An 18,641-nucleotide genomic window follows, 5' to 3' on the forward strand; every position below is an offset into this window, starting at 1 on the left:
ATGAGTGAGACTAAAAAATCATTTCTGATTATCAATCGTAAGGCTCCCTATGGTAGCAGCGCCGCCCGGGATGCCCTGGATGTCGCGCTAACAATCTCAGTCTTTGAACAACCCCTGAGCCTGCTGTTTATGGGCGACGGCGTATTGCAACTTTTGCCTGAACACAACGCCTCTGAGATTGGTCAGAAAAACCTCTCTGCAAACCTTGCAATGCTGGAGATGTATGATATTGACAGACTCTATGTTTGTCGCCAGGCACTGGAACAACGGGGCATCTGTCCTGCTGATATACGATTAAATATTACCCTGCTGGATCAGAACGGTATTACCGCTCTGATCAAACAACAGGACCAGGTTCTGAGCTTCTGATTATGACACTACACCTGATTAACAAAACCCCATCGGAGAGCAGCGCCCTCATCGATAGCCTGTCAGCCGTAAGCGAGGGTGATGCCCTGCTGCTGATTGAGAACGGCGTTTATGCAGCACTACAGGGTTATGCCGAACTTTTCACCCGCCTGCCTGGCTCGGTGCAATGCTATCTGCTGGAGAATGATGCCGAAGCCCGGGGCCTGAAACAGCTCAATCAGGAATTTCGCCCTATTGACTATGACGGTTTCGTCGAACTGAGTTGTCGTTATGGCAAAGTGGTGAGCTGGTTCTGATGGAAAATCTCGATGTAAACGGCCAGGCCATCGCCATCGACAACGAAGGCTACCTGCGCAATCTGGAAGACTGGAGCAAAGAGGCGGCTATGCAGCTGGCTCAGCAGGAAGGGATTGAGCTAACTGACGCCCATTGGGAGATTCTGCACCTGTTGCGTGAATTTTATCAAACCTATGAGATGTCCCCTGCCATGCGCCCTCTGATCAAAGCGGTCGCCGCACAACTGGGCAGCGATAAAGGTAAAAGTATCTATCTGATGTCTCTCTTTCCGGGAAGCCCGGCAAAACTTGCCAGCAAGATAGCCGGCTTGCCAAAACCAACTAACTGCTTATAACGGAACCCTGCCGATGAAAATAGCGTTTCTCGGAACAGGCCTGATGGGCCGGCCAATGGTTATCAATCTGCTCAATGCGGGTTATAAACTGACGCTCTGGAATCGCACCCGCAGCAAGGCTGAAGCCCTGATCAGTTATGGTGCGGAGGTTGCGGACACGGCCGCTCAGGCGATCGCTGATGCGGATATTACCATTACCATGCTGGAAAATGGCCCGATCGTGGATCAGGTGCTGTTTAATACCGGGCAACCTGCCAGTTTTAAACGCGGTAGTACGGTTATCGATATGAGCTCTATTCCCCCGGAACTGGCCAAACAACACTTCGCCCGCTTTAAACATATCGGCGTCAACTATCTGGATGCCCCGGTATCGGGCGGTACGGTGGGCGCACAACAGGCCTCCCTTGCCATTATGGCGGGTGGAGAGAAAACGGTTTTCGATCGCTGCCACACCCTGTTTACAGCCCTGGGCAAAGCGACCTATATCGGCCCCGCAGGCTCGGGCCAGTTGGCCAAATGCGCCAACCAGGCGATTGTTGGCATTACCATCGGGGCAGTTGCTGAAGCGCTGCTGTTGGCTGCACAGGGGGGAGCCGATCCCGCCGCTGTGCGTGAAGCCCTGCTGGGAGGCTTTGCCAGTAGTAGGATTCTTGAACTGCATGGTCAGCGAATGATAGACCGGGAGTTTAATCCCGGCGCCACCTCCCGGGTGCAACTGAAGGATCTGCGCACTATTCTCGATACGGCCCAGGCCGAAGCGCTATATCTGCCGCTGGTGCAGCAGACCTATGACCAGTATCAGAATCTGGTTAACAACGGTCTTGAGGAGGTCGACCACAGCGGCTTATTACTGCAACTTGAGAGACTCAACGGCAACCGCACACTGAATAATAAGGCTACAACCTCACCCTACGATTCAGCTGATCACACCTGACCCGGACCCAATAACCCGAACGCTTAGCAGGAAGATATACCATGCCCGATTTTGCCGTTAACCTGAGTATGCTTTTCACTGAGGTTCCCCTGACTGAGCGCTTCGCCGCTGCGGCGGCAGAAGGATTCAGCAAGGTCGAAATTCAGTTTCCTTATGAACTGCCCGCTGATCATATTCTTGATCTTTTAGAGCAACATAAACAGCAACTGATCCTGCTTAACGCCCCCGCCGGCGACTGGCTTGCCGGTGATCGGGGCATCGCATGTCATCCAGACAGAATCGCCGAGTTTCGTCAGGGTGCAGCGCTCGCTATTGAGTATGCAGATAAATTAAAGTGCCGTAATATCAATATATTATCCGGCATAGTTCCTGAAAATTGTGACTATGCTTTGGCTGAAAAAACCTTTATCGCTAACCTCCGCTTCTGTGCCGAAGAGTGCGACAAGGCGGGAATTCAGCTGCTCACTGAAGCGATCAATACACAGGACATTCCCGGGTTTTTCCTCAACAACAGCCGTCAGGCATTTGCACTTTTTGAGGCCGTTGGCCATACCAATATCAAGCTGCAATACGATATCTATCATATGCAGATAATGGAGGGAAACCTGATTCAGACCCTGCGCAAAAACCTGCACAGAATCGGCCATATACAGTTTGCTGATGTTCCCGGAAGGCATGAACCCCAAACTGGTGAACTAAATTTCAGCAATATTTTTAAAGCTCTGGATGATATGGGATACTCTGGTGTAACAAGCCTTGAATATAATCCCTCTGTCAGCACGACTGAAAGTCTTAGCTGGCTAGAACAGATAGCATAAGAGAGTAATCTATGGGTCTTGAAGACGCAGCTAAACAACTACAGCAGATTCAGGCAGAGCTCAGTAACAATGTTTATGAGCAGCATAAGAAAAATGGTGAAACTCAGGAGGCTTATCGCAAATGGGCAACCTTTTCGATAGCCGATGAACTTTATGCCATCGATGTTATGCAGGTTAAAGAGGTATTGCGCTTCACCGATATAACGCCGGTTCCAGGTGCTCCCGCGGGCATTCTCGGCATCATCAATCTGCGCGGCAGCGTCGTCACTGTGATTAACTCACGTACACTGTTTAAGCTTGAAGACAAAGAGATCGATCACAACACCCGCATCGTGGTGGTTGAGTTCGAAGATCAGGAAGTACTCGGGATTCTGGTCGATGGTGTAGATGAGGTTCTCAACCTGCCCGAAAGCGAAACCGAGAGAGCCCCCGGAGTCTTACGCGAAGACAGCCAGCGCCAGTTTGTCCAGGGAGTCTGTTATCGGGAAGAACAGTTAATCATTCTGTTGGATCTTGACCGCATGCTGGCAGGCTTTAAGGCCGTTCAGCCAGAGCAGGAACAGTAGCGCAACCACCACTTTCACAGATAAGCTGGAAAGAGTGCACGCATAAAAAACCCCGGATATTCCGGGGTTTCAACAGTACGATGATCGTCCAGACTTATACGGTCACTTCCCTTTCAACAAAACCATCCTCGACCATTTCAGTCGCGATAATCTCTCCCTGATGCTCCCACATAAGGCGCTCAGCATCAGTCGCTTTAGGTGAAAATAAACCTGTCTGTGCGTAGATCAGACCTATAACAGGCGACACCCAGCAAGCAAATGCCAGTGGGATATACAGCAGGTTTTCTACATGACCATCCGCAATGCCCAGCCCCAGCGCACTAATCACAAACGCACCACCGGCATTCCACGGAATCAGCGGCGAAATAAGCGTACCACCTTCCTCAATTGCCCGGGAAAGATTAAGGGTTGAATAGCCCATTCCCCGGTAGATCGGCGCATACATGCGACCCGGCAGAGCAATTGACAGGTAGGGATCCCCGGCAACAAGGTTGGTCGATATAGAAGTGCAGACCGCAGCAGTCTGGACCCCTTTAAACCCTTTAACCTTCGTCATAATGGCGGCAATAATCGCCTCCAGACAACCGGTTTTCTCAAGCGCACCACCAAACCCCAGGGCGATAAGCACCAGCGAGATGGTCCACATCATTGACTGGATGCCGCCACGGTTTAAAAGACTATCAATGGTACTGATACCCGTATCAATGGAGTAACCACTATTGGCAAAGGTCAGCAACTGATGGATGCCAGCCCCCTGAGTGATCATCGCTGCAACAGCCCCCGCCAGAACACCGGCAAACAGCGAAGGAATCGGCGGCATACGCTTAACAGCCAGGACGATAACCAGTAGCGCTGGAAGCAGCAGCCAGGCCGAGATGGTAAAGTTAGCGTCAAGTGCTGCCGTAATCGCATTGATCTTTTCAAAGGATGCTCCCTCACCATCTATCAGGGTAAAACCTGCAATTAAGTAAATAGTAAAAGCGATCAGCATTGAGGGTATAGTGGTCGGCATCATGTTTTTGATATGTGAAAAAACATCCGTGCCGGTAACAGCGGGTGCCAGATTAGTGGTGTCTGAGAGAGGTGAAACTTTATCGCCGAAAAAAGCTCCGGAAACGACTGCACCTGCAGTCCAGTACACCGGAATATCAAAACCTGCACCAATCCCCATCAGGGCGAGCCCCACAGTTCCAACTGTTCCCCAGGAAGTGCCGAGGGATAGGGATACTACTGAGCAAAGTACCATAGCCGCGGCCAGGAATATCTGAGGAGACAACAGCGTCAGGCCATAATAGATCAGCGTTGGCACCGTACCACTGGCAATCCAGACGCCGATAATCATCCCCACGCATATCAGCACCGAAACCGAGGGCAACGAAACATGAATGACATGAAAAACCCCCTCCTCTATATCTTTCCACTTAAGGCCCAGCCTGATGCCCACCAAACCAGTTATCGCTAAACCGATGGCCAGAGGAATATGAGGGGTAAAATCACCAAAATAGAACAGCTGTATACCCAGCACCATGAGAGTCAGAACAACGGGAATCAGAGCTAATCCCAGCCCGGGTTTTTTCACGTCAGAAACTTGCAGATGGTCATTCATGAGCGTATCTCTCTTCTGACAGATATCACAACACTCCACCAATCAGGCTAAGAGTCTTTTAGACTGGTGTTTATGAGGCTTTTCTGTTGATCAAATCTGAATATTATTTTTGTTAGCCCGACCTGTTTAATTATTAGACAATTAGACTAGGATATGGCTCTAAAAACCTATATTCATTTACATTTATGACTATATATAAGCTTTTATTGAGAGATACAGACTATTTGTAGGAAAATAGACGAAAATAACAATACTCGCTTCGGTTCAAAGCGTGGCAACCAGAATGACATCAGAGCTGACAGATGGCTAACCGATATGTACCGCAACAGATCTGATCTGCCGGTCATGACGATGCTCCCAGCAATACACTCCCTGCCAGGTTCCAAGCAGCAAACGCCCCTCACTAACCGGAATCGATAAGGTAGTTGCGGTAAGTGCGGCTTTGATATGGGCCGGCATATCATCCCGCCCTTCAAATACATGGGTATAGAGCGGATCGCCCTCGGGCACCAGACGGTTCAACCAGTTTTCCAGATCCTGTTGTGCGCTGGGGTCGGCATTTTCCTGAATCGTCAGACTGGCACTGGTATGTTGAATCAGCAGAGTACATAACCCCTCCCGAACCCCACTGCTGTTCAGTAGCTGCCTCAGCTGATCCGTAAATTCATATAATCCCTGACCCCGGGTTTCTATCCTGATTATCTCGACCATAGTGAAATATCCATCATAAAAAAGCCCCACCAGTGTAATTCTGGCAGGGCCTGGAGTCGCTTTAAACCGATCTTATCAGGATCAAAGCACCCGGTTATTGCTCATAAACTTACTTTCCTGACTAGGCCCTGTGCCATCGGCGTATAGCGTGACACCCGATTTCAGACAGATAGTCAGGTTCATGTGAGACTCTTCAGTCTCTTTCGGCAACAGATGCTCAACGACCGCTTTTTCTTCCAGTAACTCAAGCTCGGTGGCGGTGAGTTTCTTACGGCTGAAATCACTGATCTCAAGTCCATGAACAATCTGATAACGGCCATAGTTACAACGCACCGGGAAGGAGAAGAAAACCCCCTTTTCAATGCCGTAACTACCATCACTCAGTATGCCCATGCTGACGATTTCACCGGGATCAGTCCCCTGAGTCCAGTTATGCATCTGATCAACAATTGCCTGCGCAGCCGATGCAGCACTGGATAATCCACGTGCCTTGATGATCTCGCTACCCCGCTCCTGCACACGGGGAATAAACTCATTGCGATACCAGGAGGTATCGATCTGCCCCATAGCAGGCTCACCAAAGACAGTTGCATGATGCAGATCCGGGTACTGAGTCGGAGAGTGGTTACCCCAGATAATGATATTCTGAATATCACGGGCGGTAACACCACACTGGCTGGCCAGCATACCTTTAGCGCGGTTATGGTCCAGGCGTGTCAGACAGGTAAACTGCGAGGGGCTGAGCTTGGGTGCGTTACGGCTGGCAATCAATGCGTTAGTGTTCGCCGGGTTGCCGGTGATCAGAACTTTAACGTCACGGTTGGCAAAATCATTCAGCGCCTTACCCTGACGGGCAAAAATCTCTGCGTTAACTTCCAGCAGATCGCTACGCTCCATACCGGGTCCCCGGGGACGGGCACCTACCAACAGCGCATAGTGGCAATTGCTGAAACCCTCTTCGACATTATCGTGAAGGGTTATGGTATGCAGTAATGGATAAGCGCAATCCTCCAGCTCCATCGCCACACCACGAAGCGCCTCCATGGCATCAGGAATCTCAATCAGTTGAAGGATAACCGGCTGATCGCGGCCCATCATTTCCCCTGCAGCAATTTTAAACAACAGGTTGTAACTGATTGCACCTGCCGCACCAGTAACAGCAATCCGTACGGGTCTTCTCATGGCTTATTACCTTTTGTTATATACTTATGAGAGCTAACTCTTATACAAAAGTATAAATCAATGGGTTTCGGATGTAACTACTACCCAATGAGGATTATTTATAACAGATAGATATATAGTTAGAATACCGCAAAAATTTGCTGCAAGACTGCCAGAAAACGACTCCAATGCAACACTAAAGAGTCACTCTTGAGGAAGCAAAGACCAACGCTTCAGTGCTGCTCTTTAAGCCGGGCCCAATTCCCCATCAGGCAAATAAGCGTCACAACACAAAACCCTGCCCCGACATAAAATGTTACCGATGCGCCGTAATGATCCCATAGCAATCCAGCGATAACACTGGCCAGTAACATCGCAACACCGCCAACCAGATTAAATATACCAAAGGCGGTGCCGCGCAGTTCAGCATGCGCGGTATCGGCAATCATGGTAGAGAGCAGCCCCTGAGTAATCCCCATATGCAGCCCCCAGAGTGACACCCCCAGCAACACAACTACCCAGTGCCCACCACTCGCCAGCACCAGGTCGGCAGCAATCAGCACCAGCAACCCAATGGTCAGTAACCGGGTATGACTGATCCGGTCAGATAACTTGCCAAACGGATACGCTGACAGTGAATAAACCAGACTCATAACCACCATCACCAGAGGTACGAATGCTACAGGGATATCCGCCTGCAACGCCCGCAATACCAGAAACGCCTCGCTGAACCGGGCCAGGGTAAATAACCCGCCAATACCCACCACCCACCAATATGACTGACTGAGTCGCTGAAGACTGTCCCGGCGGATCGGATTGCGGCGTGGTTTGGTATCGGTGGGGGCTGGTTCATGTAAGCCAAAAATCAGCAGCCCCACGGCGGCAAACGCAGGAATAGTCGCGACCCAGAACACCGCCCGGAAGTCATTGGCCCACAACAGCATGAGGCCCACCCCCAGCAGCGGTCCAAGAAAGGCCCCTACCGTATCAAGGGACTGACGCAAGCCAAAGGCAGAACCCCGAAGATGAGCAGGCGATATATCGGCAACCAGAGCATCCCGTGGCGCGCCACGAATCCCCTTGCCAAGCCGATCCAGCAGGCGAGCCGACAGCAATACACCTATTCCCGGAGCCAGCGCAAACAAAGGTTTGGAGAGCGCCCCCAGACCATATCCGAGTACAGCTAACCCTTTTCGTTTGCCCAGATAATCACTCAGGGAGCCGGAGAAAATTTTGACGATCAAAGCCGTGGATTCGGCCAGGCCTTCGATCATGCCGATGGCAAACGCGCTGGCCCCCAATGTTGTCACCATAAACATCGGCAACAGGCTATGGATCATTTCGGATGAAAAATCCATCAACAGACTGACGAAACCGAGTATCCAGATCCCGCGGGGAATCTGCCTCAGTGACGAACCTCTGGCTTCAGTGTGCATAGGCCTGCTGTCTTCCTGGCGCTATTAATTTGATGTTTATATCAGCTAGCGTGGACCACCGCAGGAAAACGCGCTTATAGTCCGCGCTGATAATCCTGCCGCAGAAATACCCTGTCAGGTGTTTCTATCGCGGCGCGCAACTGCCTTAATAGTGCATCAAGATCGCGGTTTAGCACACCCTTTAAGACCAGAAAGTTTGACGCGTGATCACTGCGGAAAACAGTCTTCTCCAACGTCAGGTTTGACAGAAACACCTCCATCTCCTGAAACAGCTGGCGTTGAGTTAACGGGGTAAAGTCACCATTAAAGCCTTCAGCGACGCGCTGATTGCCGCGACGGGAAAACAGCACCAGTGTTGCCAGGTAATCCGGCTGCACCGCATTTACCAGGCGCGCAGAAGCCAGCGCATGCTGCTCACTCATTCGCTCGCCACCCAGACCATTGATCAGCATAACCGAGGTTTTAATACCCGCCTGCTTTGCTTTGAGTAAACCATCCCGTGTGGTGGCAAAGGTTTCACCTTTATCAATACAGCGCAGAACCTCATCATCTCCACTTTCAGCCCCCACGTAGATCAGTTTCAGACCCAGCTCACGCAGCACCTGAAGCTCCTCAACGGTTTTGTGTTTAAGATTGGCAGGCAATGCATAGGTTGAAACCCGTGTCACGGAGGGCATATAGGTGCGGATAGCTTCCAGGATAGTCTTCAGGCGCCGGAATGACAGCACCATTGGATCACCATCCCCGAGAAAAACACGCCTCACACCGGGCAGTTGCTGGCCGCAACGGATGATCTCCCCGAGCAGCTGATTTTCACTTTTAGGCTTAAATTTTTTCTGCGGATCGATATACATCTCGCAGAAGGTACAGCGATTCCAGCTGCAACCATTGGTGACCTGGAGAATAAGGGAGCTGGCTTCACTGGGAGGCCGGAACACCGGCTCGATATAACTCACGGGAGGGGCGACTGGAGGCCAGTTCATTGTCAGCCACTGACCGCTTTACTGAACAGACGGTCGAAGTTGTTGCTGGTGATCTCGGCCACCTCTTCTATCCGAAGACCTTTAATATCCGCAACACACTGTGCCACTTCAACGACATATTGAGGCTCATTTGGCTTACCACGATAGGGCACTGGCGCCAGGTAGGGAGAATCTGTTTCGATTAACAGATTCTCCATCGGCACCTGACGGACAACCTCCCGCAACTCAGCAGCATTACGGAAGGTAATGATCCCGGAAAACGAGATCATAAAGTTCAGATCCATCGCCTGCCTTGCCATCTCCCAGTTTTCGGTAAAGCAGTGCAACACGCCACCAACAGCCGTATCAACATGCTGACGCAGTATGCTAATGGTATCGTCGCGGGCATCGCGGGTGTGCACGATCACCGGCAAGCGCGACTGTGCTGACGCTTGCAGATGGTTAACAAAACTTTCCCTCTGCTGCGTTACTGTATCTTTCTGGTAATAGTAATCCAGGCCCGTTTCACCCAGGGCGATCACTTTCGGCTCAGCAGCATAACCCAGCAAAGTAGCAACATCCGGCACACCATCGGATACATGAAGTGGATGAACCCCCGCCGACGCATAAACATTATCGAAGCGATTAACCTTTTCAAGCATCCCTGGGAGGGTTTGCATATCGATAGCGACACACAGCATCCGGGAAACATTTTTCTCGGTGGCGGCATCAATAACGGATTGAAGCTGATTATTTCGGGCAGACAGGTCCAGCCTGTCGAGGTGACAGTGAGAATCTACAAACATGAGGGTAACTCTGAATTACATTGTATTGGTACGTCTACCCGAATTCATCAGTGTCGCAATATAGGTTTCGATCTTTGAGATCAGCGTCGCGTCATCCTGCGAGAGCTGAATACCGATACCGGGGACTCGCCCCCCCTGAGCAGCCCGGGGAGTAACCCAGACAACTTTGCCGGTGACCGGGATCTTGTCGTCCTCATCGATCAGACTCAGCAGCATGAAAACTTCTTCGCCCAACTGATAGGTACGGGTAGTAGGAATGAATAACCCACCATTTTTGATAAATGGCATATATGATTTATAGAGATCTTCCTTGGTCTCAATTGCCAGGGAAAGAATCCCATGACTCATGCGGGGTACAACTGACATAGGCCGTATAGCCTCCCTAGTACTTATTTCATCCTAAACTCAGACTGTCTATATATTACTATTGCTTTGTGCTGCTGTATATCCTGTCAGGTCAGTTAGTTAGCTCTTGGAAGAGCATACCAGTCACTGAGCAGCTTCTCCATCAACAACTGCTTGTTTGGGTTGCGCCTGAACATCAGATCCTTACGTGCGGCCTGTACCTGATCAGAAAATTGATAGAGTTTCTTGCTGCTGACCTTACGGGCCAGCGCCAGTAACATATTTTTAGCATCGGTATGTCGCAACAGTTCAGGGTCGGCCTGGTTTTCTGCAGAGCGGGCAATATCTACAACCCAGCTGTAGATCCAGCCAAGTACCAGTTCCAGATCCTCTTTATAAAGCGACTGCGCCACCTCCACTGCACTGCTGCGACTCTTGAGAATATCCGCCAGCCCTTTGAGTACTTTAGCCCGCAACCCCAGAAGATCATCCTGCTTATACGCCAGCGCCTGCAGGGGGGAGTTATGGGCGATCACTAACAGCTGCGCAGCTTCCGCAGCATCGACTTCAAGCTGAGTCGCCACCCACTGAATTGCCATTGAGTTATCCGCCGGCGGCATATCGACCCGCTGACAACGACTTTTGATCGTCGGCAGCATCTGCCCCAGACGATGCGTCAGAAGCATTAACAGGGTGTTAGAACCCGGCTCTTCCAGCATTTTTAACAGGGCGTTGGCCGCATTAACATTCATGCTATCGGCGGGATCGATGATCACCACCCGGTAGCCACCCTGCTGTGCGGTTGAGTAGATAAAGTCTGTCAATTCCCGGATCTGATCAATTTTGATCGGCTTTCCCGGTTCTTCGGGCCTGAGCAGGTAGAGATCCGGGTGCCCACCACTACTGGTCAGCTCGCAACTGCGACAGCGACCGCAGGCAACGCTCCCCTGAGGGTTACGACAAAGAACATAGTTAGCCAGTGCCAGTGCAAAGCAGGCCTTGCCGATCCCCTCAGGCCCGTTAATCAACAGCGCATGAGGAAAACGGTTCTGTGCTTTCAGCTCGTGCAGATATTCCCAGCGCGGTTTCAGCCATGGCAATACTACCGGTCGGTCTTCCCAGATTGAATCACTCACCTGCCTGCTCCTGAAGATACTGTTCCAGCACCCTCCTGATCTGGTGCTGCACCTGCTCCAGTGTGCCTGAAGCATCGATCACAGCAAAGCGTTCCGGATCAGCAGCGGCCCGCTCAAGATAAGCGTTACGTACCTGCTCGAAAAAAGTGATGCGTTCATTTTCAAACCGATCCAGTGCTCCCCGCTGACTGGCCCGGGCGAGACCAACCTCTACCGGCAGATCCAGCAGAATCGTCAGATCAGGTTGCAATCCCCGCTGCACCATCGTCTCAAGCTGACTAATCATCGCTTTGCTGAGCCCGCGCCCACCGCCCTGATAGGCAAAAGTGGCATCGGTAAAACGGTCACACAACACCCATCTACCCTCGGCAAGTGTTGGCCGTATCACCCTTTCAAGGTGTTGCGCTCGCGCGGCGAATACCAGCAGCAGCTCCGCATCATCAGCAACCACTTCATCCCGATTGGCCAGCAGCAGTTCGCGCATCTGCTCCGCCAGCGGAGTACCGCCAGGCTCGCGGGTTAACTGATAACGGATCTGATGCTGTTGCAATACAGATTCAATGAACCTCAGATTAGTTGATTTGCCAACCCCTTCGGTACCTTCCAGTGTAATGAAACGGCCTGAACTCATACTATCCAACTCATCTAATCAAACTTAATCGTACCCGGCGTTATTGATCCGGACTCGAACGATAATCACTGCGACGCTTTAGCTGATACTGCTTAACCGCCCGATTGTGTGCTTCCAGGGTTGCTGAAAACTGATGACTGCCATCACCCTTTGCCACAAAGTATAACCACTTACTCTGATCTGGATGCAGAGCCGCCCGGATCGCTTCCCGCCCGACCATCGCGATCGGTGTCGGCGGCAGCCCAGCGTTAGTATAAGTGTTATAAGGGGTGGGACGGCGCAGATCCGCACGACGGATATTGCCTTTATAACGATCTCCCATTCCGTAAATCACAGTGGGATCGGTCTGCAACTTCATCCCTTTTTGCAGACGCTGAACAAAAACACCGGCGATAGTGGGTCTCTCGCTGCTCAACGCCGTCTCTTTTTCAACGATAGAGGCCATAATCAGAGCCTCGTAGGCAGACTTGTAAGGCAGCTCTTTAGCCCGTTCCCGCCAGGCGGTATCCAGTTCAGTCTGTAGCAGAGCATGGGCGCGTTTAAGCAGATCGACATCGCTCATTCCACGATGGAACTGATAGGTATCAGCCAGGAACATCCCCTCCGGGTGCTGCCCATCAAGCCCCAGAGAAGCCACTAATTCATTATCACTGAGACTATCCAGGGTATTTTTTACCTGTTTATTTTCTCTAAGTTGCTCTCGTAACTGATTGAAAGTAGAGCCTTCTATAATCGTAAAGTTATAGGTAATAATTTTACCAGACACCAGTTGCACCAGCAGCGTTCTGGGAGTTGTACCAGGAACCAGCTCATACTCACCCGCCTTAAGAAGATGCCCCACTTTTTTCAGACGAACAAAAAAAGCAAACCAGTCAGGTTTTTCCATCACCCCTTCAGCGGCCAGTTGCCCCGCAACACGTTTAAAGCTACTTCCCTGTTCAACCAGAATGGTCCGCGACTGGGACAGGGTCAACGGTGTGTCCAGATAGCTCTGCAGTGATCGCCAGCCAGCATAAGCAAGCGCAACAACAACCATCAGAGTAATAACAAAAGAGACAACAACTTTACGCACTAATATATTCCTTCAGCGGCCAACCGGGATTGCAACAGACGGGTTAGCGGCCCAACCGGCCACTCAGGATAGCAGCCCTGATCAGCGATAAGCCGGGTGACTGGCCAGATTGCAATAACACTGTTGCAGACAAAAACCTCATCGGCAGCAGCCAGAGTATCTGCAGCATACAGCCCTTCACATACCGTCACCCCTGTCTGTTCAGCAAGCGTGAGAATAGTTTGACGGATAATGCCCGCGACACCACAACGATCAAGTTGCGGAGTATAAAGCTCCCCATCCTGCACCCAGAACAGATTACTCATGGTTCCTTCTACCAGAAACCCCTCACTGTCCAGCACGAGACCTTCGCGAATTCGGCTATCGTCCCACTCTGCCCGCGCCAGCACCTGCTCAAGACGATTAAGGTGCTTAATGCCGGCCAGCAGCGGCGATAACGCCAGGCGAGTCTGACACAGCCTGACAGAAACCCCCTTTATAGCAGGTTGATCAGGATAATCAGGAAAGGGGGTCAGCTGCACAATCCGGTTGACAGACACCTTGTCATCGACCGCATATCCACGCCCCCCGCACCCCCGGGTGATGGTTATTTTCAGTACCTGACGGGTGTCAGAGGTTGGCTGCAGTTGCAGCAGCTTTGCCAGATCCGCTTCAAGCAATGCCTGAATATTCACCGGAAGAGGAATGCCAAGACGGCCAGCCCCCTTGCGCAGTCGATCAAGGTGCGCCTGCCATACAACCGGCTGAGAACCGTTCAGAGTAATGGTTTCAAAAAGGCCATGACCATAAGCAAGCCCCCGATCAGTTACCGGGATTGACTGCTCTGACTGACCATTTATCAGGATATAGGATCGCATAGGGAGAACGGGCGTGCACAGAGCACGCCCGTATACTCAGATCTTACGGAATACCAGGGTACCGTTGGTACCACCGAAACCGAAAGAGTTGGATACCACAGCGTCTACGGCTGCTTCCTGAGCGGTATGAGGGACATAGTTCAGGTCACAACCTTCAGAGGGGTTATCCAGATTGATCGTGGGTGGCGCCACCTGATCACGGATAGCCAATACTGAGAAGATCGCCTCAACCGCACCCGCAGCCCCCAGCAGATGACCAATCATCGACTTGGTTGAGCTCATACGCACGGTTTCAGCAGCACTGCCCAGCACCAGCTTGGCAGCATTTGACTCAGCAATATCCCCCGCAGGGGTCGATGTACCATGGGCGTTAATGTAATTAACCTGATCGGGGTTAATCCCCGCATCTTTAATCGCATTAGCCATCGCCATCGCAGCACCCGCTCCATCCTCAGGAGGTGAAGTCATGTGATAGGCGTCATCACTCATACCAAAACCAACCAGTTCGGCATAGATGGTCGCACCACGGGCTTTAGCGGCCTCATATTCCTCCAGCACAACTACACCGGCACCATCACCCAGAACAAAACCATCACGGTCCCGGTCCCAGGGACGACTGGCAGCCTGCGGATCATCATTACGGGTTGACAGCGCTCGGGCAGCAGAGAAGCCGCCAACCCCCAGCGGAGTTGTTGCCATCTCGGCACCGCCAGCAATCATCACATCCGCATCGCTGTTCTGAATCATTCGCGCAGCAAAACCAATATTGTGAGTACCGGTCGTACATGCCGTAGTGATGGCAATGTTCGGGCCTTTAAAGCCATATTTAATGGCCAGATTGCCGGCGATCATATTGATGATGCTACCGGGTACAAAAAACGGCGAAATGCGACGCGGGCCACTGTTGTTAAGTGTATCGTGGGTCGCCTCAATCATCGGCAAGCCACCAATACCTGAACCAATTGCAACACCGATACGGGGAGCATTTTCTTCAGTGACTTCCAGTCCGGAATCTTCAACAGCCTGAATTGCTGCAACCATACCGTACTGAATAAACAGATCCATCTTCCGTGCATCTTTCGGGCTCATATAGCCACTGAGATCCAGCTCTTTAACAGAGGCGGAAAAACGGGTGCCAAACGGCGTAGGGTCAAAGTGGGTGATTTCAGCCGCACCACTTTTGCCGTTAAGAATATTGGCCCATGTCTCCTGGACAGTGTTACCTACCGGGGTCAGCATCCCCATACCCGTAACAACGACTCTTCTGCGAGACATCAAAATCCTCCTGCTTTACCGGGCGAACAAAAGAAAAGCCGCACTATATCACTATAGTTGCGGCTTCTCGGTAATCTGGTTGAGTCGATTACTGATGTGCGTTGATGTAATCGATTGCCAGTTTAACAGTCGTGATTTTCTCTGCCTCTTCATCAGGAATTTCAGTTTCGAATTCCTCTTCCAGAGCCATAACCAGCTCTACAGTGTCCAGAGAGTCGGCACCCAGGTCTTCAACAAAAGAAGCTTCGGTGGTCACCTCTTCCTCTTTAACACCCAGCTGTTCAGCAATGATTTTCTTTACGCGCTCTTCGATGTTGCTCATAACTCTTCCTATTATTTATCGACATCCACACCCGAAGATGTGAACAGGGATTTTATTAGAATCCGCCGCTATGGATCAAGCCTGACGGCGATATTTCTCCAGTGAGCTGCGGCTCATTATCAACACTTTTGCAAAAAAAACAATTCCCTAGGGGAAATCTTTACGACATATACATCCCACCATTGACATGAATCGTGTCTCCGGTGACATATCCGCCGGCATCACTGGCTAAAAAACCAACAACAGCAGCAATCTCTTCAGGCTGCCCTAAACGCCCCATTGGGATCTGTTTTTGCAGCGTTTCTTTATGTTCCTCTGGCAGACCACTGGTCATATCAGTATCGATAAAACCGGGTGCTACACAGTTAACCGTAATATTCCGGGAAGCAACCTCACGTGCCAGCGCCCGACTGAAGCCCTCCATCCCAGACTTAGCAGCAGCATAGTTTGCCTGCCCGGCGTTGCCCATTGAAGCAACCACCGATGATACATTGATGATGCGACCCCAGCGCGCTTTTGTCATGCCACGCAAACAACCTTTCACCACCCGATAAACGGATTTCAGATTGGTATTCAAGACTGAATCCCACTCATCCTCTTTCATGCGAAGCATGATATTATCCCGGGTAATACCTGCATTATTGACGATGATCGTTACAGATCCAAACTGATCCTGAACTGCCTTCAGCACCTCATCAACCGAGTCGTTCGAACCTACATCAAGACATAATCCGGTTCCGGAAACGCCCGCTTCTTTCAGGTATGCCGCAATAGAAGCGGCACCATTTTCACTGGTCGCAGTACCCACAACAACCACACCCTGACGCCCCAGCTCCAGCGCAATCGCTTTACCGATTCCCCGAGTAGCACCGGTAACCAGAGCCACTTTGCCTTCGATACTCATATTCTGTTTCCTATATTTCAGAGATTAAGCGCTCAGCGCCTTCTCAAGACCCGCAGGATCGTTGATCGCAGCAACCGCCAGGGTGCGTTGAACTTTCTTATTCAGCCCGGACAACACTTTACCAGGGCCGCACTCTACGGTGCTCTCAATACCCTGCTCTATCATATTCTGCACCGAGTCTGTCCATAAAACAGGGCTATATAGCTGTGCCAGCAGATTTGCGATCAGCTCATCAACACTCTCAGGCGATTTCGCAGTAAAGTTCTGGACTACCGGAATAACAGGCATCTGCACTGAAATTTTTTGCAGCTCAGCCTCCATCTGCTCAGCAGCGGGTTTCATCAGCACACAGTGCGAGGGAACGCTGACAGGCAGAGGTATCGCCCGCTTAGCTCCCGCAGCCTTACAGCCTTCAATAGCACGCTCAACGGCGGCCTTATTGCCCGCAATCACAACCTGCCCCGGACAGTTAAAGTTTACCGGGGAAACAACCTCGTCACCGGCAGCCGCTTCACAGGCCGCCTGAATAGCATCATCGGCAAGACCGAGAATAGCAGCCATTGCACCAGTTCCTGCCGGAACCGCCTGCTGCATAAACTCGCCCCGCAACCGGACAAGGTTTACCGCATCTTTAAAGCCGATAGCACCGGCACAGACCAGCGCTGTATACTCACCCAGACTATGCCCTGCCATCAGCGCAGGCGACTTACCACCCTGCTGCTGCCACAGACGCCAGAGGGCAACTCCAGCAGTGAGTAGTGCGGGCTGCGTACGATCAGTCTGATTCAGATCCTCTTCAGGACCATTCTGGGTCAGCGCCCATAGATCATATCCAAGAACCTCAGATGCTTCAGCGAAAGTTTCCTGAATAACAGAGTGTTCGGTGGCCAGTTCGGCCAGCATTGCCAGGTGCTGAGAGCCCTGACCGGGAAAAACAAAAGCGAGGGATTGTGGCATTGTTACCTCAATGTACAGATAAACGCATAACAATTTAAAGGTCGTAGTTTACAGGATTCGCGATGAATTAAAACGTTTGTCTTATAGATCAAATATTTCCGCCCTGCTTCAGCTGATCTGAGATTCCAGCTGGCGATTAATACTACCTGGAACATCCATCTGGACCTCTGCAACAGCCTGATCAATGGCATAGCCAAAGCACTGTCGATTAGCTGAGCCATGACTTTTCACAACAATCCCCTGCAACCCCAGCAGGCTTGCACCATTGCGACGAGCCGGATCAATATGGGCGCGTATCTCTTCCAGCACAGGGCTGACAAGCATCGCCATCATTTTACGCCACAACGAGCGGGTAAAACTCAGACGCAGCTGACGACCGATGAGGCGCGCGACCCCTTCACTGCTTTTGAGCGCGATATTACCAACAAAACCATCACAGACCACGACATCCACCTTACCGGTAAAAATATCGTCACCTTCGATAAAACCTATGTAGTTCAGACCACCATGCTCGCGTATCAGCCGGGAAGCCAGCTTGACCTGTTCATTTCCCTTTATCTCTTCAGCACCAACATTGAGTAGCCCGATGCGAGGCTCCTCAATCCCTTCAACGGCACGAGTCATCACCGAACCCATAATGGCAAACTGCAGCAAGTGCTCGGCGCTGCAATCGACATTTGCCCCCAGGTCCAGCATATAACTGATGCCGTTAACAGATGGAATGGCGGTAATGATAGCCGGGCGGTCTATCCCCGGAAGCATTTTAAGCGTAAAGCGCCCCAGCGCCATCAGGGCCCCGGTATTACCGGCACTCACACAAGCCTGCGCCTGACCTTCTGCCACCTGTGTGATGGCGCGATACATAGAGGTGTCGCGACGCTTACGAAGTGCATGAGAGGGCCGCTCATCATTGGCGATAACATTCTCTGCATCAATAATCGAGATACGAGAAGAAAGACTTTTATCGGAGCGTTTTTTCAGAGAGTCAGCAAGCAGAGGGGCAAGAACGGTTTGTTGACCAACCAATTGCAGGGTCAAGCGGGGGTGACGCTTCAGGGCGTCCACTGAGGCAGGAATAACAACGCGGGGACCGAAGTCCCCGCCCATCGCGTCTATGGCGATGCAAATGCTGTCAGACAAGT

At 51.4% G+C, this 18,641-nt stretch carries 22 protein-coding genes; 6 read left to right on the top strand and 16 right to left on the bottom strand.

Annotated elements, in window-relative coordinates; all coding sequences use genetic code 11:
• Genes tusC through OCU43_RS11210 form a run of 6 tightly spaced genes read left to right on the top strand, consistent with a single transcriptional unit; the run spans nt 1 to nt 3,318 of the window.
• A complete protein-coding gene (gene tusC / locus OCU43_RS11185) occupies nt 1–369 on the top strand; it encodes a sulfurtransferase complex subunit TusC (RefSeq protein ID WP_091358916.1) in 369 nt (122 codons plus the stop codon).
• Between the two features lie 2 nt (nt 370–371).
• Nucleotides 372–665 (top strand): sulfurtransferase complex subunit TusB, encoded by a 294-nt coding sequence (tusB, locus tag OCU43_RS11190; RefSeq protein ID WP_091358915.1) that lies wholly within the window; start codon nt 372–374, stop codon nt 663–665.
• Complete coding sequence (locus OCU43_RS11195) at nt 665–1,000, top strand: TusE/DsrC/DsvC family sulfur relay protein (protein ID WP_091358913.1); 336 nt, start codon at nt 665–667, stop codon at nt 998–1,000. The genes tusB and OCU43_RS11195 overlap by 1 nt, the downstream gene beginning before the upstream one ends.
• Nucleotides 1,001–1,013: 13 nt before the next feature.
• Nucleotides 1,014–1,934, top strand: a complete 921-nt coding sequence (locus OCU43_RS11200) for an NAD(P)-dependent oxidoreductase (protein ID WP_091358911.1) — start codon at nt 1,014–1,016, stop codon at nt 1,932–1,934.
• A gap of 41 nt (nt 1,935–1,975) precedes the next feature.
• Entirely contained in the window at nt 1,976–2,752 is a 777-nt protein-coding gene (locus OCU43_RS11205) for a hydroxypyruvate isomerase family protein (protein ID WP_091358910.1), read from the top strand.
• 11 nt (nt 2,753–2,763) lie between these two features.
• Nucleotides 2,764–3,318: a chemotaxis protein CheW gene (locus OCU43_RS11210; protein WP_091358908.1), complete on the top strand. Its 555-nt coding sequence runs from the start codon at nt 2,764–2,766 to the stop codon at nt 3,316–3,318.
• A 94-nt stretch (nt 3,319–3,412) separates the two neighbouring features.
• Here the strand turns inward: OCU43_RS11210 and nhaC are convergent, their stop codons facing one another.
• From nhaC to plsX, 16 genes are all read right to left on the bottom strand, one after another.
• Nucleotides 3,413–4,924 (bottom strand): Na+/H+ antiporter NhaC, encoded by a 1,512-nt coding sequence (gene nhaC / locus OCU43_RS11215; protein ID WP_091358906.1) that lies wholly within the window; start codon nt 4,922–4,924, stop codon nt 3,413–3,415.
• Nucleotides 4,925–5,230: 306 nt separating this feature from the next.
• Nucleotides 5,231–5,635 carry a secondary thiamine-phosphate synthase enzyme YjbQ gene (locus OCU43_RS11220; RefSeq protein WP_091358904.1) on the bottom strand — a complete coding sequence of 135 codons (405 nt, stop codon included), beginning with the start codon at nt 5,633–5,635 and terminating at the stop codon, nt 5,231–5,233.
• 81 nt (nt 5,636–5,716) lie between these two features.
• Nucleotides 5,717–6,817: a malate dehydrogenase gene (locus OCU43_RS11225; protein ID WP_091358902.1), complete on the bottom strand. Its 1,101-nt coding sequence runs from the start codon at nt 6,815–6,817 to the stop codon at nt 5,717–5,719.
• 212 nt (nt 6,818–7,029) lie between these two features.
• Entirely contained in the window at nt 7,030–8,232 is a 1,203-nt protein-coding gene (locus OCU43_RS11230; RefSeq protein WP_091358900.1) for an MFS transporter, read from the bottom strand.
• 74 nt (nt 8,233–8,306) lie between these two features.
• On the bottom strand, nt 8,307–9,215 hold the full coding sequence (locus tag OCU43_RS11235) for a radical SAM protein (protein WP_091358898.1): 909 nt from the start codon (nt 9,213–9,215) through the stop codon (nt 8,307–8,309).
• Nucleotides 9,216–9,217: 2 nt separating this feature from the next.
• The gene (locus OCU43_RS11240; protein WP_091358896.1) at nt 9,218–10,000 is read right to left on the bottom strand and encodes a TatD family hydrolase; all 783 of its coding nucleotides are present in this window, start codon (nt 9,998–10,000) and stop codon (nt 9,218–9,220) included.
• A 15-nt stretch (nt 10,001–10,015) separates the two neighbouring features.
• Complete coding sequence (locus tag OCU43_RS11245; protein ID WP_091358894.1) at nt 10,016–10,366, bottom strand: PilZ domain-containing protein; 351 nt, start codon at nt 10,364–10,366, stop codon at nt 10,016–10,018.
• A 95-nt stretch (nt 10,367–10,461) separates the two neighbouring features.
• Nucleotides 10,462–11,481, bottom strand: a complete 1,020-nt coding sequence (locus tag OCU43_RS11250; protein ID WP_091358892.1) for a DNA polymerase III subunit delta' — start codon at nt 11,479–11,481, stop codon at nt 10,462–10,464.
• Complete coding sequence (gene tmk / locus OCU43_RS11255) at nt 11,474–12,112, bottom strand: dTMP kinase (RefSeq protein ID WP_091358890.1); 639 nt, start codon at nt 12,110–12,112, stop codon at nt 11,474–11,476. Before tmk ends, OCU43_RS11250 begins: the two co-directional genes overlap by 8 nt.
• A gap of 40 nt (nt 12,113–12,152) precedes the next feature.
• A complete protein-coding gene (mltG, locus tag OCU43_RS11260) occupies nt 12,153–13,184 on the bottom strand; it encodes an endolytic transglycosylase MltG (RefSeq protein WP_245756580.1) in 1,032 nt (343 codons plus the stop codon).
• Nucleotides 13,184–14,041, bottom strand: a complete 858-nt coding sequence (gene pabC / locus OCU43_RS11265; RefSeq protein WP_091358888.1) for an aminodeoxychorismate lyase — start codon at nt 14,039–14,041, stop codon at nt 13,184–13,186. Before pabC ends, mltG begins: the two co-directional genes overlap by 1 nt.
• 36 nt (nt 14,042–14,077) lie before the next feature.
• Nucleotides 14,078–15,316 carry a beta-ketoacyl-ACP synthase II gene (fabF, locus tag OCU43_RS11270; protein ID WP_091358886.1) on the bottom strand — a complete coding sequence of 413 codons (1,239 nt, stop codon included), beginning with the start codon at nt 15,314–15,316 and terminating at the stop codon, nt 14,078–14,080.
• 88 nt (nt 15,317–15,404) lie between these two features.
• Nucleotides 15,405–15,638, bottom strand: a complete 234-nt coding sequence (gene acpP, locus OCU43_RS11275) for an acyl carrier protein (RefSeq protein WP_091358884.1) — start codon at nt 15,636–15,638, stop codon at nt 15,405–15,407.
• Nucleotides 15,639–15,798: 160 nt separating this feature from the next.
• Complete coding sequence (fabG, locus tag OCU43_RS11280) at nt 15,799–16,542, bottom strand: 3-oxoacyl-ACP reductase FabG (protein WP_091358882.1); 744 nt, start codon at nt 16,540–16,542, stop codon at nt 15,799–15,801.
• A gap of 24 nt (nt 16,543–16,566) precedes the next feature.
• Nucleotides 16,567–17,499 (bottom strand): ACP S-malonyltransferase, encoded by a 933-nt coding sequence (gene fabD / locus OCU43_RS11285; RefSeq protein WP_091358880.1) that lies wholly within the window; start codon nt 17,497–17,499, stop codon nt 16,567–16,569.
• Between the two features lie 108 nt (nt 17,500–17,607).
• Nucleotides 17,608–18,639, bottom strand: coding sequence for a phosphate acyltransferase PlsX (plsX, locus tag OCU43_RS11290; protein WP_091358878.1), 1,032 nt, complete (start codon nt 18,637–18,639; stop codon nt 17,608–17,610).
• Nucleotides 18,640–18,641: the final 2 nt, after the last annotated feature.

This window comes from Amphritea atlantica (assembly GCF_024347255.1).
In the GTDB taxonomy this organism is placed as follows: Bacteria; Pseudomonadota; Gammaproteobacteria; order Pseudomonadales; family Balneatricaceae; genus Amphritea; species Amphritea atlantica.